Source organism: Streptomyces sp. NPDC042100 (genome assembly GCF_055582325.1).
In genome coordinates this window covers 23,329-37,586 of record NZ_JBVJDK010000024.1, presented here as the reverse complement: position 1 = coordinate 37,586, position 14,258 = coordinate 23,329, and the positions used below count along the sequence as shown (strand labels likewise).

15 protein-coding genes are annotated in these 14,258 nt (G+C 76.8%); 9 read left to right on the top strand and 6 right to left on the bottom strand.

The window, feature by feature from the left end; translation table 11 throughout:
• The first annotated feature begins 9 nt into the window (after nt 1–9).
• Both ACZ6J5_RS34265 and ACZ6J5_RS34260 read left to right on the top strand, forming a co-directional pair.
• Nucleotides 10–1,053, top strand: coding sequence for an LLM class flavin-dependent oxidoreductase (locus ACZ6J5_RS34265; RefSeq protein ID WP_469397843.1), 1,044 nt, complete (start codon nt 10–12; stop codon nt 1,051–1,053).
• Entirely contained in the window at nt 1,050–2,027 is a 978-nt protein-coding gene (locus ACZ6J5_RS34260) for an LLM class flavin-dependent oxidoreductase (protein ID WP_469397842.1), read from the top strand. Before ACZ6J5_RS34265 ends, ACZ6J5_RS34260 begins: the two co-directional genes overlap by 4 nt.
• Nucleotides 2,028–2,102: 75 nt before the next feature.
• Here the strand turns inward: ACZ6J5_RS34260 and ACZ6J5_RS34255 are convergent, their stop codons facing one another.
• Together ACZ6J5_RS34255 and ACZ6J5_RS34250 are read right to left on the bottom strand one after the other, a co-directional pair.
• Entirely contained in the window at nt 2,103–3,035 is a 933-nt protein-coding gene (locus tag ACZ6J5_RS34255) for an alpha/beta hydrolase (protein ID WP_469397841.1), read from the bottom strand.
• Nucleotides 3,032–3,814, bottom strand: a complete 783-nt coding sequence (locus ACZ6J5_RS34250; RefSeq protein ID WP_469397840.1) for an SDR family NAD(P)-dependent oxidoreductase — start codon at nt 3,812–3,814, stop codon at nt 3,032–3,034. Before ACZ6J5_RS34250 ends, ACZ6J5_RS34255 begins: the two co-directional genes overlap by 4 nt.
• A 156-nt stretch (nt 3,815–3,970) precedes the next feature.
• On the opposite strand from ACZ6J5_RS34250, the gene ACZ6J5_RS34245 reads away from it, so the two are divergent.
• The 3 genes from ACZ6J5_RS34245 to ACZ6J5_RS34235 all read left to right on the top strand — a co-directional run bounded on the left by ACZ6J5_RS34245 (nt 3,971) and on the right by ACZ6J5_RS34235 (nt 7,013).
• Nucleotides 3,971–5,680 carry an FAD-dependent oxidoreductase gene (locus ACZ6J5_RS34245; RefSeq protein ID WP_469397839.1) on the top strand — a complete coding sequence of 570 codons (1,710 nt, stop codon included), beginning with the start codon at nt 3,971–3,973 and terminating at the stop codon, nt 5,678–5,680.
• A 14-nt stretch (nt 5,681–5,694) separates the two neighbouring features.
• Complete coding sequence (locus ACZ6J5_RS34240) at nt 5,695–6,366, top strand: adenosylcobinamide amidohydrolase (RefSeq protein WP_469397885.1); 672 nt, start codon at nt 5,695–5,697, stop codon at nt 6,364–6,366.
• A 146-nt stretch (nt 6,367–6,512) separates the two neighbouring features.
• Entirely contained in the window at nt 6,513–7,013 is a 501-nt protein-coding gene (locus ACZ6J5_RS34235; RefSeq protein ID WP_469397838.1) for a Rieske (2Fe-2S) protein, read from the top strand.
• Here the strand turns inward: ACZ6J5_RS34235 and ACZ6J5_RS34230 are convergent.
• Nucleotides 7,000–7,680: a cysteine hydrolase family protein gene (locus tag ACZ6J5_RS34230; protein WP_469397837.1), complete on the bottom strand. Its 681-nt coding sequence runs from the start codon at nt 7,678–7,680 to the stop codon at nt 7,000–7,002. The two genes, ACZ6J5_RS34235 and ACZ6J5_RS34230, sit on opposite strands and share 14 nt — an antisense overlap.
• 115 nt (nt 7,681–7,795) lie before the next feature.
• Between ACZ6J5_RS34230 and ACZ6J5_RS34225 the strand changes: the two genes are divergently transcribed.
• The gene (locus ACZ6J5_RS34225) at nt 7,796–8,257 is read left to right on the top strand and encodes a pyridoxamine 5'-phosphate oxidase family protein (protein ID WP_469397836.1); all 462 of its coding nucleotides are present in this window, start codon (nt 7,796–7,798) and stop codon (nt 8,255–8,257) included.
• A 58-nt stretch (nt 8,258–8,315) separates the two neighbouring features.
• Here ACZ6J5_RS34225 and ACZ6J5_RS34220 read toward each other — a convergent pair whose 3' ends face one another.
• Nucleotides 8,316–9,212 carry a LysR family transcriptional regulator gene (locus tag ACZ6J5_RS34220; RefSeq protein WP_469397835.1) on the bottom strand — a complete coding sequence of 299 codons (897 nt, stop codon included), beginning with the start codon at nt 9,210–9,212 and terminating at the stop codon, nt 8,316–8,318.
• 74 nt (nt 9,213–9,286) lie between these two features.
• Between ACZ6J5_RS34220 and ACZ6J5_RS34215 the strand changes: the two genes are divergently transcribed.
• The gene (locus ACZ6J5_RS34215) at nt 9,287–10,357 is read left to right on the top strand and encodes a DMT family transporter (RefSeq protein WP_469397834.1); all 1,071 of its coding nucleotides are present in this window, start codon (nt 9,287–9,289) and stop codon (nt 10,355–10,357) included.
• A gap of 95 nt (nt 10,358–10,452) precedes the next feature.
• On the opposite strand, the gene ACZ6J5_RS34210 is transcribed toward ACZ6J5_RS34215, so the two are convergent.
• The gene (locus ACZ6J5_RS34210) at nt 10,453–11,784 is read right to left on the bottom strand and encodes an aminotransferase class I/II-fold pyridoxal phosphate-dependent enzyme (protein WP_469397833.1); all 1,332 of its coding nucleotides are present in this window, start codon (nt 11,782–11,784) and stop codon (nt 10,453–10,455) included.
• A gap of 35 nt (nt 11,785–11,819) precedes the next feature.
• Between ACZ6J5_RS34210 and ACZ6J5_RS34205 the strand changes: the two genes are divergently transcribed.
• Complete coding sequence (locus ACZ6J5_RS34205; RefSeq protein WP_469397832.1) at nt 11,820–12,509, top strand: pyridoxamine 5'-phosphate oxidase family protein; 690 nt, start codon at nt 11,820–11,822, stop codon at nt 12,507–12,509.
• Between the two features lie 10 nt (nt 12,510–12,519).
• Nucleotides 12,520–13,167: an FMN-binding negative transcriptional regulator gene (locus ACZ6J5_RS34200; protein ID WP_469397831.1), complete on the top strand. Its 648-nt coding sequence runs from the start codon at nt 12,520–12,522 to the stop codon at nt 13,165–13,167.
• Here ACZ6J5_RS34200 and ACZ6J5_RS34195 read toward each other — a convergent pair.
• Nucleotides 13,141–14,196 carry a DMT family transporter gene (locus ACZ6J5_RS34195; protein ID WP_469397830.1) on the bottom strand — a complete coding sequence of 352 codons (1,056 nt, stop codon included), beginning with the start codon at nt 14,194–14,196 and terminating at the stop codon, nt 13,141–13,143. The two genes, ACZ6J5_RS34200 and ACZ6J5_RS34195, sit on opposite strands and share 27 nt — an antisense overlap.
• Nucleotides 14,197–14,258 lie beyond the last annotated feature (62 nt).

The window sequence follows — 14,258 nt, the reverse complement described above, 5'->3', positions numbered from 1 at the left end:
GGAACCCCCGTGCCCCTGCCCCTGCTGTCCGTCCTGGACCCCACCATCGTCCCCAGCGGCCTCACCGTCGCCGGGACCGTCACCGCCAGCGTCGAGCTGGCCCGCCACGCCGAGGAGCTCGGCTACACCCGCCTGTGGGTGACCGAGCACCACAACCACCCCGCCCTCGCCAAGGGCACCCCCCTGCTCTACACGCTGTACCTGGCCGCCCGCACCCACCGCATCCGGGTCGGCGCGGGCGGCGTGATGCTGCCCAACCACGCGCCCCTGGCCGTCGCCGAGGAGGCGGCGCTGCTCGGCGCCCTGCACCCGGGCCGTGTCGACCTCGGCGTGGGCCGCGCTCCCGGCGCCGACCCCACCACCGCGCACGCCCTCAGCCGGGGCACCCCCTTCGCCCACGAGCGGCGCCTCGACGACCTGGCCGAGCTGCTGGGGCTGCCGGGGGCCGCCTGCGGAACCGGCGCCGTAACCAGGCAGGGAGCCCGGACCGGGGTGCGGGCGGTGCCCGTCGGCGCCCCGCCGCCCGAGCTGTGGATCCTGGGCTCCAGCCCGTACAGCGCGCTCCTGGCGGCCGAGCGGGGGCTGCCGTACGCCTTCGCCCACCACTTCGGCGGGCCGGGCACCACGACCGTGCCGCGCCTGTACCGGGAGCGCTTCCGGCCGTCCGCCGCGCTGAGCCGCCCGTACGCCCTGGTCACCGCCAACGTCGTGGCGGCCGACACCGAGGCCGAGGCCCGGCGGCAGGCGGCCTCCCAGATCCTGACCTTCCAGAGCTACCACGAGCACCGCGCCGACACCCTGCTCCCGCCCGAGGCGGCGGCCGAGCGCCTCGCCCGGACGCGCGGCGACTACCCGGCCACCGTGCTCAGCGGCACCGCCGCGCACGTCAAGGACGAGCTCGACCGGCTGGCCCGGGTCACCGGCGCCGACGAGATCATGGTCAACACGACGGTCCACGACCAGCGGGCGCGCCTGCGGTCCTACGCGCTGCTCGCCGAGGCCTACGGCCTGCGGCCCGCCCCTCTCGCCCCGAACGGAGCGCTCGCCGCATGACCGCCCTGTCCGTCCTGGACCCCACGATCGTCCCCCACGGCATGACCGCCGCGCAGTCCGTCGCCGCGAGCGTGGCGCTGGCCCGGCACGCCGAACGCCTCGGCTACGGCCGCCTGTGGGTGACCGAGCACCACAACCACCCCGATCTGACCGCCGGCACCCCCGCGCTGCTCATCGGGCACCTCGCCGCGGCCACCGAGCGGATCCGGATCGGCTCGGGCGGCGTGATGCTGCCCAACCACCCGGCGCTCACCGTCGCCGAGCAGTTCGCGCTGCTGCACGCCGTCCACCCCGGGCGGATCGACCTCGGCGTCGGCCGGGGACCCGGCACCGACCCCGCCGCCGCCCGCGCCCTCCAGCGCGGGGACGCCTCGGCGTTCGCCGCGCAGGTCGGGGAGCTCCAGTGCTTCCTCGGCACCCGCGCCTGGCCGGACACCCACCCGTACCGCGACGTCCGGGTCGCGCCGGACGGCGTGCCGGCCCCGCCGCTGTGGATCCTCGGGTCGAGCGCGTACGGGGCCTCCCTGGCCGCGGCGGCGGGGCTGCCGTTCGCGTTCGCCCACCACTTCGGCGGCGGGAACGCGGCCGAGGCGTTCCGGCTCTACCGCGAGAACTTCCGCCCCTCCGCCGAGCGGGACCGCCCGTACACCCTGATCACCGTCACGGTGGTGGCGGCCGACACCGACACAGAGGCCCGACGGCAGGCGGCGAGCCAGGAGCTCGTGCAGCTGATGATCTCCCGCTCGCTGCCGGACGCGCTGCTCCCCGCCGACCAGGCCGTGCGCCGGCTGGCGGGCATGGCGACGCCGTTCGGCGCGAGCGCCGTCGTGGGCGGCCCCGACACGGTCGGCGAGGAACTCCGGGCGCTGCTGGCGGAGACCGGCGCGGACGAGCTGATGGTCAACACCTGCGTGCACGACCAGGCGGCCCGCCTGCGCTCGTACGAGCTCGTCGCCGCCGCACTGAACGGCTGAGCGCGCCCGTACGTGCGGGTACCCCGTGGCCCCGCCGGGTGCGGGGCCACGGGGTACCCGGTCGGGACCGCCGGATCAGGCCGTCCCGAGGCGCTCCCGCAGCCAGTCCGTCACCCGGCGCAGGGCCTCGGCCGCCTCGGGGAGCTGGTCCGTGAAGTCGGCGAAGCCGTGGAACATCCCGTGCGCCGTGTGGACTTCGGCCTCGGGCAGCCGGGCCGCGTAGGCGCGCCCCTCGTCGCGCAGCGGATCGCACTCCGCCTCCACGAGCAGCGCCGGGGGCAGCCCCGACAGGTCCCGCGCGGTCGCGGGCGCGGTGAACGGGGTCGGCTCGGCGCCCGCCAGGTACTGCTCCCAGTACCACCGCATGTGCGCGGCGGTCAGGAAGTGGCCCTCGCCGAACGCGCGCGTCGAGCCGTTGTCCGCCGCCGGGTCGAGCGCCGGGTAGAGCAGCACCTGCGCGGCGGGCATCGGGCCGCCCCGCTCCCGGGCCAGCAGGCACAGGCCGGTCGCGAGGGTGCCGCCGGCGCTGTCCCCGGCGACGGCCAGCCGCTCCGGGTCGCCGCCGAGCCCGGCCGCGTGCGCGGCGACCCAGTCCAGCGCGGCGCGGGCGTCGTCGAGGGCGGCGGGCGCCGGGTGCTCGGGGGCCAGCCGGTAGCCGACGGAGACGACCAGCGCCCGCGCACCGGCGGCCAGTTCGCGGCAGAGCCCGTCGTGGCTGTCGAGGCCGCACAGCACGAAGCCGCCGCCGTGCAGGAACACGACGACCGGGAGCGGGCCCGGGGTGTCCGGGGGCCCGGGGTGGTAGATCCGCACGGGCACGTCCGGCGCGCCCTCGGGGCCGGGGACCGTCCGGTCCCTGACCGACGCGAGCGCGGGCAGCCCGGTGGGCGGGCGGTCCAGGGCCGCGCGCACGGCGGGCACGTCCGTGCCGGGGCCGAGCGCGGGGAAGGAGCCGGACAGCAGCGCGACGAGCCCGCGCGCGGCGGGGGTCAGACGCGCGCCGGTCACTGGGCGCCCAGTCCGCCGTCGACCGCGAACTCCGCGCCCGTCACGTACGCGGAGGCGTCGGAGGCGAGGAAGAGGACGAGTCCGCTGACGTCCTCGGGCGTGCCGATCCGGCGCGCGGGGATGTGCGGCCAGTCGCGCGCGGTGGCGTCGCCGCCGCCGGTGACCGCGCCGATCATCGGGGTGTCAATCATGCCGGGGTGCACGGTGTTGATCCGGATGCCCTCGGCGGCGACGTCGAGGGCGGCCGAGCGGGTCAGTCCGCGCAGCCCGAACTTGGACGCCCCGTAGGCGCTGTGCCCGGGTATGCCCTTGAGCCCGGCGGTGGACGAGATGTTGACGATCGAGCCGCCGCCCGCCGCGCGCAGGGCGGGCAGCACGGCGCGGATGCCGAGGAAGGGGCCGACGAGGTTGACCGACAGCAGGGTCCTGAACTCCTCCTCGTCCTGCTCCCCCACGGGCGCGGTGCGCCACAGCGCCGCGTTGTTGACGAGCACGTCGAGCCGCCCGTACCGCTCGACGGCGCGGGCGACGACCCGCTCCCAGTCGGCGGCGTCGGCCACGTCGTGGCGCAGCGCGAGCGCGGCGTCCGGGCGTCCGGTGGCCTCGCGGACCGAGGCGGCGACCGCCTCCGCGCCGCCCTCGTCGAGGTCGGTCAGCACCACGGACGCCCCGGCGGCGGCCAGCGTCCGGGCGTGGCCCGCGCCCTGGCCCCGGGCGGCGCCGGTGACCAGGGCCACGCGCCCGGTGAGGTCGGCGGATCGGGCGAGCGGTTCGGTCATGTCGGCACCTCACGGCGGTCGGGGAACGCTGTCCGCGCCTTCCTAGCGGACCGGGGCACCGCCGCGCGGCTCTTTTCCCGGCCACCGGGAACCCCCCTGTCCCGGGGCCCGGGGGCCGCCTAGCCTCTCGCGCATTCCGAACGAAAGGCGGCCGTCGTGACCGAACCGACCAGCAGCAACCACACGTACGACACCGAGTACGACGTCGTGGTCGTCGGGTCCGGGGCCGCCGGCTTCGCCGCCGCCGTGACCGCGCGGCTGCGCGGGCTGAGCGTGGTGGTCCTGGAGAAGACCGGCCTATACGGCGGCACCACCGCGCTCTCCGGCGGCGCCATCTGGGTGCCCGACAACCAGCATCTGCGCGCGGCGGGGCTCCCCGACAGCCACGACCTGGCCCGCGCCTATCTGGACGCCACCGTGGGCGAGCGGGTGTCCGCCGCGCGCAAGGAGGCGTATCTGGCCCGGGCGCCGCGCATGGTGCGGGAGTTCCATGACCGCACCGACGTGCGCTTCGTCTACACGGACGGCTACAGCGACTACTACCCCGAGCGTCCCGGCGGCTTCGCGCGCGGGCGGTCGATCGAGCCCGAGGTCTTCGACCTGCGCCGGCTCCCGAGGCGCGAGCGCGCCCTGATGCGCCGGGCGCACCTGCCCACGTACGGGCTCACCATCACCTCGTACGACTTCCGTCACCTCAACATGGTGACCCGGACCCCGGCGGGCAGGCGGACGGCGGCGAAGGTGGGGCTGCGGGCCGTGCGGGACCTGGCGGCGGGGCGGCGTCCGGTCGCGCTCGGCGAGGCGCTGATCGGCCGGCTGCGGCTCTCGCTGGCCCGGCTCGGCGGCGAGCTGTGGCTGGGCGCCCCGGCGCGGCGGCTGCTCACGGACACGGACGGCCGGGTGACCGGGGTGCGTACCGTGTGCGCCGGGCGCGAGGTGACGGTGCGCGCCCGCCGGGGCGTGGTGCTGGCGTCCGGCGGCTTCTCGCGCGACGCGGGGCTGCGCGCCCGCCATCTGCCGGCGCCGACGGACCCGGCGTGGAGTTCGACGCCGCCGGAGGGCCAGGAGGGCGACGGGCTGCGGGAGGGGCTGCGGCTGGGCGCGGCGACGGACCTGCTGGACAAGGTGTGGGGCGCGCCGTCGGTGGTGCCGCCCGACGGCTCGGCGCCGTTCTTCCTGGTCGCGGAGCGCGGCATCCCGGGCATGATCATCGTGGACGGGAACGGCGAGCGGTTCGTCAACGAGGCCGCGCCGTACCACGAGTTCGTGGACGCGATGTACGCGCACCGGGAGAAGACCGGGGCGGAGACGGTGCCCGCCTGGCTGGTCCTGGACGCCCGCGCGCGGCGCCGGTACGTCTTCATGGGGCTGCTGCCCGGGCAGCCCTTCCCCCGGCGGCTGCTGGAGTCGGGGGTGGTGCGGAGGGCCGCTACGCCCGAGGAGCTCGCGGGGCTGATGGGCGTGGACCCGGGGCGTTTCGCGGCCACGGTGGAGCGCTTCAACGGCTTCGCCCGCGCGGGGCACGACGGCGACTTCGGCCGGGGCACCAGCGCGTACGACCGCTACTACGGCGACCCGACGCTGCCCCACCCGAACCTCGCGGAACTGGGCGCCGCGCCGTTCTACGCGGTGCCGGTGCACCCGGGCGACCTCGGCACCAAGGGCGGGCTGCTGACCGACGCCGACGCGCGCGTGCTGCGCGAGGACGGCTCGCCGATCGCGGGCCTGTACGCGGCGGGCAACGTGTCCGCCGCGCTGATGGGCGAGACCTATCCGGGCCCCGGGGCCACCATCGGCCCCGCGATGGCCGGCGGCTGGACCGCGGCGGACCACCTGGCGGGCACCGGCCCGGTCGGCGCGCGTTAGGGTGCGGCGTGCTCCTGAGACCCGCCCCCGCCCCTCCCGCGCTCGCCGACGCCGTCCTGCTGCGGCACGAAGAGGACGGCGCCTCCTGGCCGTTGCTGGTGTGGGCGCCCGGTCCCGGCACCCGGATGGTGTCGAGCGCGGTGCTCGGCGGCGGCCTCGGCGCCCGCGACTGGGTGGTCAACGCGCAGGTGCCGCCGGGGTACGCGCGCCTCGACCCGGTCGCCCATCTGGGTGAGCTGGCCGCCGGGGCGGGGCTTCCGGGCCCCGGGGTCGGGCTGATGACGGCCGCGTCGGTCGCCGACCGCCAGTTCGCCGCCGACGAGGGCGCCGAGGCGCTGGTGACGGCGGGCATCGGGGTACGGGGCTGGGCCGCCGCGCCGGGTGCCGGGAGCATCGGCGCCCCGCGCCCCGGCACCGTCAACATCATCGTGTCGCTGCCGGTGCCGCTCACGGACGCGGCGCTGGTCAACGCGGTGGCGACGGCCACCGAGGCGAAGGTGCAGGCCCTGGTGGAGCTGGGCGCCGACGCCTCCGGCACGCCGACGGACGCGGTCTGCGTCGCCTGCCCCGCCGCCCCGCCCGGCGGCGGGGCCGAGCCGTTCGCGGGGCCCCGCTCCCGGTGGGGCGCCCGGCTCGCGCGGGCGGTGCACCGGGCGACCCGGGAGGCGTGCGCGGGCCTGCTGTAGGCCCGCGCACGACCCGGTCGGCCGGGTCCGGCCCGGTCCGGTCGGTCCCGGCCGGCCGCCGCCCCATGGCGCCCGGCGGCCTCCTTCGGGAAACATGGCGCCGGTCGTCCGGGAGTCCGGGTCGCGGCGGTTGACGAGGGGTGAGCATGAGCGGTGTAGGACGCAGGGCAGTGGTCTCGGCGGCGGGCGGCGCGGGTCTGGTCGCGGTCCTCACGGCCTGCGGCGGCACGGCGTCGGAGGGCCCCGGCGAAACGGGCGGCGCGGCGGGCGGCGGCGGGGCGGGCGGCGCCGGGGGCAAGGGCGACACGGGCGGGGCGGACGCCTCGGCGGGACCGGACGCGACCGGAGGCGTCTCGCAGACCCCGCCGCTCGCGAAGACCGGCGACATCCCGGTCGGCGGCGGGAAGGTGCTGGCCGACCGGGGCGTGGTGATCACGCAGCCGAAGGCGGGCGAGTTCAAGGCGTTCTCCGCGCGCTGCACCCACGCGGGCTGCACGGTGGCGTCGGTCGCCGACGGCGTGATCGTCTGCCCCTGCCACCAGAGCCGCTTCGACGCCTCGGACGGCAGCGTCAAGGGCGGACCGGCGCCGAGCCCGCTGGAGCCGACGCCGATCGAGGTGACGGGGGACGCGATCAGGCTCGGCTGAGCCCGCCCGGCCCGGTGCGCGGGGCGGGTGCCCGGCGCGGGGCCTTCCAGCAGCCGAGGACCTCGTCGGTGCTCGCGATGGTGGCGACGAGGGCGAGGGTGTTGCGGATCATCGCGGGGGTGTAGTCGGCCGGCACCCCCGCGATGGCGTCGGCGGGCACGACGACGGTGTAGCCGAGGTTGACCGCGTCGAAGACGGCGTTGGGGATGGCCACGTTGGCGGAGACGCCGGTGACGACGAGGGTCCGGCAGCCCAGGTTGCGCAGCAGCGCGTCGACGTCGGTGCCCGCGATCGGCGAGAGCCCGTGCAGCCGGCGTACGACCAGGTCCTCCTCGGCGACCTCGATGGGCTCGGCGATCCGGACGGCGGTGCTCCCGCTGTGCTGCTGGACGGGGAGCCGGGCGGCGGCGCGGAAGAGCCGGGCGTTGTGGCTGGCGCCCCGCCCGTCGGGGCGCCGCTCGGCGACGGCGTGCAGCACCTGCACGTCGGCCTCGTGCGCGGCGGCGACGAGCCGGGCCACGTTGTGCAGCGCGCCGGACGAGCGCGCGACGGCGGCGAGTTCGGGCAGCGCGCTGTCCCGGCCGACGACGCCCTGCTGGCATTCGACGGTGAGCAGCACGGCGCCGTCGGGGGCCAGCTGTTCCCTGAGTTGTTCCGCGTGCCCCACGGGCTCCTCCTCGGTTCGGACTCGGTCCCGGTCCGCCCCGCGCGCTCCTTGCCACGGGACGGCCGACCCCCCATGATTTCTGACACTCCATCAGAAATCCAGAAGGGTGCGGACGATGACCGTCGCACAGCGCCGCGGACGCCGGATCATGATGACCCCGGACGAGCTCGACAGCTTCCTCGCCGAACAGCGCACCTGCCGGGTGGCGACGGTGTCGGCCGACGGCCGGCCGCACGTCGGCGCCCTGTGGTTCCTGTGGCACGAGGGCTCGCTGTGGCTCTACTCCCTGACCCGCAGCCGCCGTTGGGCCGAGCTGCGCGCCCGGCCGCGCGTCGCGGTGGTGGTGGACGACGGCGAGACGTACGGGGAGCTGCGCGGGGCCGAGCTCTCGGGCACGGTCGAGTTCGTCGGCGAGGCGCCGCGCACGGGCGTGCCCTGCCCCGAACTGGACGCCGTGGAGCCCCTGTTCGCGGCGAAGAACTTCGGCCTGGACACCATGCCCCACGACGGCCGCCACGCCTGGCTGCGCCTGACCCCGGAGGCGGTCGCGTCCTGGGACTTCCGCAAGCTGGGCTAGGGCCTGTCCGCGACGTCGCGCCGTCCGCCCGAAGGACAGCGCGGGGCGCCCCGCCCCGTCACCCGGCCCCCGCCGCCCGCAGCGCCTCGACCACCGCGCGGATGGACGGGCGGCGCCCGGCGTCCGTGCGCCAGGTCGCGTAGATGTGCCGCCGGACCGGCTGGCGTACGGGGACGAAGGCGACCCCCGCCATCGCGGCGGGCCGGCCGAGCCGGGGCGCCACGCAGATGCCGAGCCCGGCGGCGACGAGGGCCAGCTGGGTGTGGTGGTCCCCGGCGACGTGGGCGACGCGCGGCTCCATGCCCTTGGAGCGGAGCGTGAACATCAGCCAGTCGTGGCAGAACTCCCCGGCGGGCCAGGAGACCCAGTCCTCCTCGGCGAACTCCTCCAGGTCGACCGCCGCCCGCCCGGCCAGCGGGTGGTCGGCGGGCAGCGCCACGTCGGCGGAGTCGTCGAGCAGCCGCACCCGTTCGAGCCCCGCCGGGACGGGCGCCCGCTTGTTGTTCCAGTCCAGGACCACGGCCAGGTCGCTGTCCCCGCGCAGCACCTCCCGCACCCCCAGGTCCGGCTCCAGCTCGGCGGTGTGGACGCGCAGCTCGGGGTGGGCGGCCCGCAGCGCGCGGATCGCGGTCGGGAAGAGGCCGCGCATGGCCGTCGGAAAGGCGGCGATCCGCACCTCGCCGACCACCTGGCCGCGCTGCGCCTCGATGTCCGCCTGGGCGAGCTGCACCTGGGAGAGGATCCGGGAGGCGTGCTCGGCGAGCAGGAGCCCGGCGTCGGTGAGCCGCACGCCCCGCCCGCTCTTGGCGAGGAGCTGCTGCCCGACCTCGCGCTCCAGTTTCGACAACTGCTGGGAGACGGCCGAGGTCGTGACGTGCAGCCCTTCGGCGGCGCCGCTGACGGAGCCGTGCCGGGCGACGGCGTCCAGGGTGCGCAGGCGCTCCAGATTCAACATGTAAGCGATGCTAAGACAATGGGTCCAGGAATTCTCGCTTGTACTAAGAGATGGGCTCGGTCACGCTGAACGGCATGAGCAGCCCCGCCCTCCCGTCCCCCTCCCGCCGCCGGCCCGCCCTGGACTGGCGCGTCCGCTTCGGCGTGCTGGCCCTGATCTGGGGTTTCAGCTTCCTCTTCATCAAAGTCGGCACCGAGGGCTTCGCCCCCTTCCAGGTGACCTTCGGCCGGCTCCTGTTCGGCACGGCGGTCCTCGCGGTCGCCCTCGTGGTGAAGCGCGACCGCCTCCCGCGCGGGGCCCGCACCTGGGGGCACCTGACGGTGGCGGCGTTCCTGCTGAACGCGCTGCCGTTCTCCCTCTTCTCGTACGCCGAGCTGACGATCCCCTCCACCCTGGCGGGCATCTGCAACGCCACGACCCCTCTGTGGGGCATGGTGCTGTCCCTGGTCGCCCTCTCGGAGGACCGTCCGACCCGGGTGCGGGCGGCGGGCCTGGGCATCGGCTTCATCGGCGTCCTGACGGTGCTCGGCGCGTGGCAGGGCTTCTCGGGCCTGGACGTGACCGGCACGGCGCTGGCCCTGCTGGCCTCGTTCAGCTACGCGGTGGGCTGGATCTACGTCCGCCGCACCCTGTCCGGCACCGGCGCGTCGAACCTGGCCCTCGCGGGCTCCCAGGTCGGCGTGGCGACGCTCCAGCTCGCGGTGGTCACCCCGCTGTTCACGAGCCTGCCGACGCACGTCGAGGTCCTGCCGCTGCTCTCGGTCGTCGCCCTCGGCGCCCTCGGCACGGGCTACGCGATGCTGCTCCAGTACGGCGTGGTCGCCGAGGTGGGCCCGACGACGGCGTCGATGGTCACGTACTTCATCCCGGTCATCGCGACGGCGGCGGGTGTCGCGGTCCTCGGCGAGCACCTGGCCTGGAACACCCCGGTCGGCGCCGTCATCGTCCTGGCGGGCGCGGCCCTGACCCAGACCCGCACGTCCCGCCGCCGCACACCGCCCCCGGAGGCGGCGCCCCCGCGGACGGCCCAGACGCCTCCGCCCGTCGCGGTCCCGGCGCCCGCGCCCGGGCACCCCGCGCAGGCCATACCGACCGCACCGGGCACGCCGGCCACACCGACCACGTCGGCCACGCCGACCGGGTAGCGAGCCCGGACGGCTCGGTCGGCTGAGCCGAGTCAGTCGGCTCAGCCACACCGACCGCCCCCGCCCCCGGCCCCGGCACCGAGCCCGGCCGCCCGTCACCCGTAACTGCGCGCGGGCGCCGGGCCCGCCGCGTGGGCCAGGGCGTCGGCGAGCGGTTCGAGGTCGGCGGGGGCGAGCCGGGAGACCGTGACGCGGACCGCCGGGCCGCTCTCCATCCGGAAGCGGGCGCCGGGGGCGACCGCCCAGCCCGCGCCCAGCATCCGGGCGACGGCCCCGGTCTCGTCGGCGACCGGCACCCAGACGTTCATGCCGCCGCGCCCGTGCGCCGCCACCCCGCGCCGGGCGAGCGCGCGCACGAGCCCGTCGCGCCGCTCCCCGTACGCCGCCGAGACGGCCACCGGATCGACCGCCCCGGTGGTCCACAGGTGCGCGACCGCGCGCTGGAGCAGCCGGCTGACCCAGCCGGGGCCGAGCCGCTGCCGTCCGAGCACCCGGTCGACGGTCTCCGCGTCGCCGGTGAAGGCGGCGATCCGCAGATCGGGCCCGTACGCCTTGGCGACCGAGCGCACGAAGGCCCACCGCCCGGCGCCGGTGGCGAGCGGGTGCGGCGGCTCCGCGACGATGCCGTGCCCGTGGTCGTCCTCGATCAGCAGCACGTCCGGGTGACCGGCGAGCACCGCCCGCAGCTCCTCCGCGCGGGCCCGGCTCACGCAGGCGCCGGTCGGGTTCTGCGCCCGGTCGGTGACGACGAGCGCCCGCGCACCGCCCCGCAGCGCCCGGGCCACGGCGTCCGCCAGCGGCCCCTCGTCGTCGACGGCGACCGGTACGGGCCGCAGCCCGAGCGCGGGCACGAGGTCGAGGAGGCTGCCCCAGCCCGGGTCCTCGACGGCGACGGCGTCGCCGGGCCGCAGGTGCGCGACGAGCACCCGCTCGATCGCGTCGAGCGAGCCGGAGGCGACGCCGACCGGCCCGGGCGGCACCCCGTCCGCGTCGAACGCGGCCCGCGCGAGCCGCGCGAAGCCCTCGTCCACGGGGTCCTCCCCGTACAGCGGCGGGCGCTCGGCGTACCCGCGCGCGACGGCGGCGAGGGCCTCCGTCAGATCCGGGAGCAGCGCCGGGTCCGGGTTGCCCTCGCCGACGTCCCGGACCCCCTCGGGGGCGTCCACCCGGAGCGAGCCCCGGGCCGTCGTCGCGGGCGCGGACCGCACCCGGCTCCCGCGCCGCCCGTCCGTCTCGATCACCCCGCGCTCGCGCAGGGTCCGGTAGGCGGCGGCGACGGTATTGGGATTCACGCCCAGCTCTCCCGCCAACTCCCGCATGGACGGCAGCAGTTGTCCGGGGGCGAGTGCGCCGTCACCCACCCCGCGCTCGACGCTGGCGGCGATCTCCGATGCGCGACGGCCTTCGATCCGATACTCTCCTAGCACAAATCACAGTATGCACTAGTGCAATGGAGACCGCAATGTCGGAGACGGACCCCAGGCCGGACCGGACGGACGCCTACACCCCCACCGAGCGCACGGTCCCCACCCGCTCCGCCCAGCGCGCCTCGTACGACCGCACCCTGGTGCACTCGATCCTCGACGAGACCTACGTCTGCCACCTCGGCTTCGTCCGCGACGGCGCCCCCGTCGTGCTGCCGACGCTGTACGGCCGGATAGGCGAGCGGCTGTACGTGCACGGCTCCACCGGCTCCCGCCCGCTGCGCGCCGCCGGGCGCGGCGAGGAGGCCCCGGGCCTGCCGGTCTGCCTCACGGTGACCCACGTGGACGGCCTGGTCCTCGCCAAGTCCGCGTTCCACCACTCGATGAACTACCGCTCCGTCGTCGTGCACGGCACCGCCCGCCAGGTCACCGACCCCGAGGAACTGCGCACCGCGCTCGACGCGCTCGTGGACCACGTCGTCCCCGGCCGCTCGTACGACTCCCGCCCCGGCAACGCCAAGGAGCTCGCCGCCACCGCCGTGCTGCGCCTGGACCTGGACGAGGTCTCGGCGAAGGTCCGCACCGGCGGGCCGAACGACGACCCCGAGGACGCCGCGCTCCCCCACTGGGCGGGGGTCGTCCCCGTGCGGCGCCACTACGGCACGCCCGTCCCGGCGGCGGACCTGGACCCGGCGATCGCCCTGCCGGACTACCTCGCGGCCCTGTGAGGAGCGTCCGGTGCTGATCCATCCCTGGGACTCCCCGCACGACGAGAGCGAATGGCGCGACTGGCTCGCCGCCCGCGACTTCGGCCAGCTCGCGGTCAACGGCGCCCCCGGCGAACCGCCGTGGGTGCAGCCGGCACACTTCCGGTACGAGCCGGAGCCCGGCCCGCACGGCCGGGTCATCACCCACCTGGCCCGCCCCAACCCGCTCTGGCGGGACCTGGAGCGGAACCCGGCCGTGCTGCTGAGCGTGGTCGACGACTACGTCTTCGTGCCCGGCCACTGGACCGCCCCCGAGGGCGCCCCGGCCGAGCACGGCACCCCCACCTCGTACTACGCGGCCGTCCAGCTCCGCTGCGCCGCCCGGATCGTCGACGACCCGGCCGAGAAGGCGGAGCTCCTCAACCGCCAGGTGGCGCACTTCCAGCCCGAGGGCGGCACGGCTCCGGTGTGTCCGGGCGAGGCCCCGTTCGGGCGGATGCTGCCGGGGATCCGGGTGCTGTGCCTGGAGGTGACCGAGGTGCGGGCGAAGTTCAAGTACGCGGGCAACAAGCCGCCGGAGGTCCAGGACCGCGTGTCGGCCCGGCTCGCCGAGCGCGCGGGGCCGGGCGACGCCGCCGCCCGGGCGCACCAGCTACGCCGCCGGCCCGCCGGAGCCTGACCGCAGCGGCGCGGCGACGCCCGCCACGGGCCCCGGATCAGGCACCGAGTCGGGCCCCCGACCGGGCGCCGGATCGGGCACCGGCCCCCCGGCCGGGGCCTCCCGCCGCGCCGCCGCGCCCGAGCGGGTCTCGGCGAGGGCGAGTCCGGTGACGGCGACGAGGAGCAGCAGCGTCCCGGCGACGGTCGCGGCGGTGAGGCGTTCGCCGAGCAGCGTGACGGCGATGAGCGCGGCGCTGACCGGCTCCAGGAGCATGATCACGGAGACGGTCGCGGCGCGGACCGAGGCCGCCCCCGCGAAGTACAGGGCGTAGGCGAGCGCGGTCGGCACGGCGGCGATGTACGCCAGCAGCAGGAGCACCGCCACGGGGTCCCGCGCGGGCGGCACCAGCCCCTCGGCGGCGGCGAGCGGCAGCAGCACCGCCGCGCCGACGGCGAAGGCCCCCGTGGTGGTCGTCAGGGCGTCGGCGCCGCCGCCGTCGCGGCCGAGCAGCCGGGTCAGCAGCGTGATCGCCGCGTATCCGGCGGCGGAGACGAGGGCGCACAGCACGCCGAGCGGCCGGACCTCGCCGCCGCCCGCCCCCAGCACGAGGACGCCGAGCCCGGCGAGCGCCCCGGCGACGGCGGCGGCGCCGCCGGCGCCGATCCGCTCGCCCATGAGCAGCCGCGCGCCGACGGTGATGAGCACGGGTCCGGCGCCGAGCGTGACGGCGGTGCCGACGGCGAGCCCGGTGAGCTCCACGGCGGCGAAGTAGGCGGTCTGGAAGACGGCGAGCCCGAGTCCGGTGCCGAGGACGCGCAGCAGGCGCCGGGCAGGCGGTTCGGGCGCGCCGCGCCGGGGCCGCCGGCGCAGCGCGAGCGCTCCGAGCAGCAGGACGAGCCCGCCGACGCAGCGCCAGAAGGAGAGGGCGAGGGGGCCGGTCGCGCTGACCCGGAACAGCAGCGAGGCGGCGGCGCCCGCCGTGCCCCAGGCGATTCCGGCGACGATCAGATAGCAGAGGCTCCGGCCGGTGCCAGGGTGGTGCGACACGTGGCGTACTCCGTGAGGAAGACGTCAGAGGACGTCAGAAGACGTCGGATGACGGACGGAAG

Coding starts and splice junctions, on each gene's coding strand:
- ACZ6J5_RS34260 (WP_469397842.1), top strand. CDS start 1,050: ATGACCGCCCTGTCCGTCCTGGACCCCACGATCGTCCCCCACGGCATG.
- ACZ6J5_RS34250 (WP_469397840.1), bottom strand. CDS start 3,814: ATGACCGAACCGCTCGCCCGATCCGCCGACCTCACCGGGCGCGTGGCC.
- ACZ6J5_RS34235 (WP_469397838.1), top strand. CDS start 6,513: ATGAGCGGTGTAGGACGCAGGGCAGTGGTCTCGGCGGCGGGCGGCGCG.
- ACZ6J5_RS34225 (WP_469397836.1), top strand. CDS start 7,796: ATGACCGTCGCACAGCGCCGCGGACGCCGGATCATGATGACCCCGGAC.
- ACZ6J5_RS34220 (WP_469397835.1), bottom strand. CDS start 9,212: ATGTTGAATCTGGAGCGCCTGCGCACCCTGGACGCCGTCGCCCGGCAC.
- ACZ6J5_RS34215 (WP_469397834.1), top strand. CDS start 9,287: ATGAGCAGCCCCGCCCTCCCGTCCCCCTCCCGCCGCCGGCCCGCCCTG.
- ACZ6J5_RS34205 (WP_469397832.1), top strand. CDS start 11,820: ATGTCGGAGACGGACCCCAGGCCGGACCGGACGGACGCCTACACCCCC.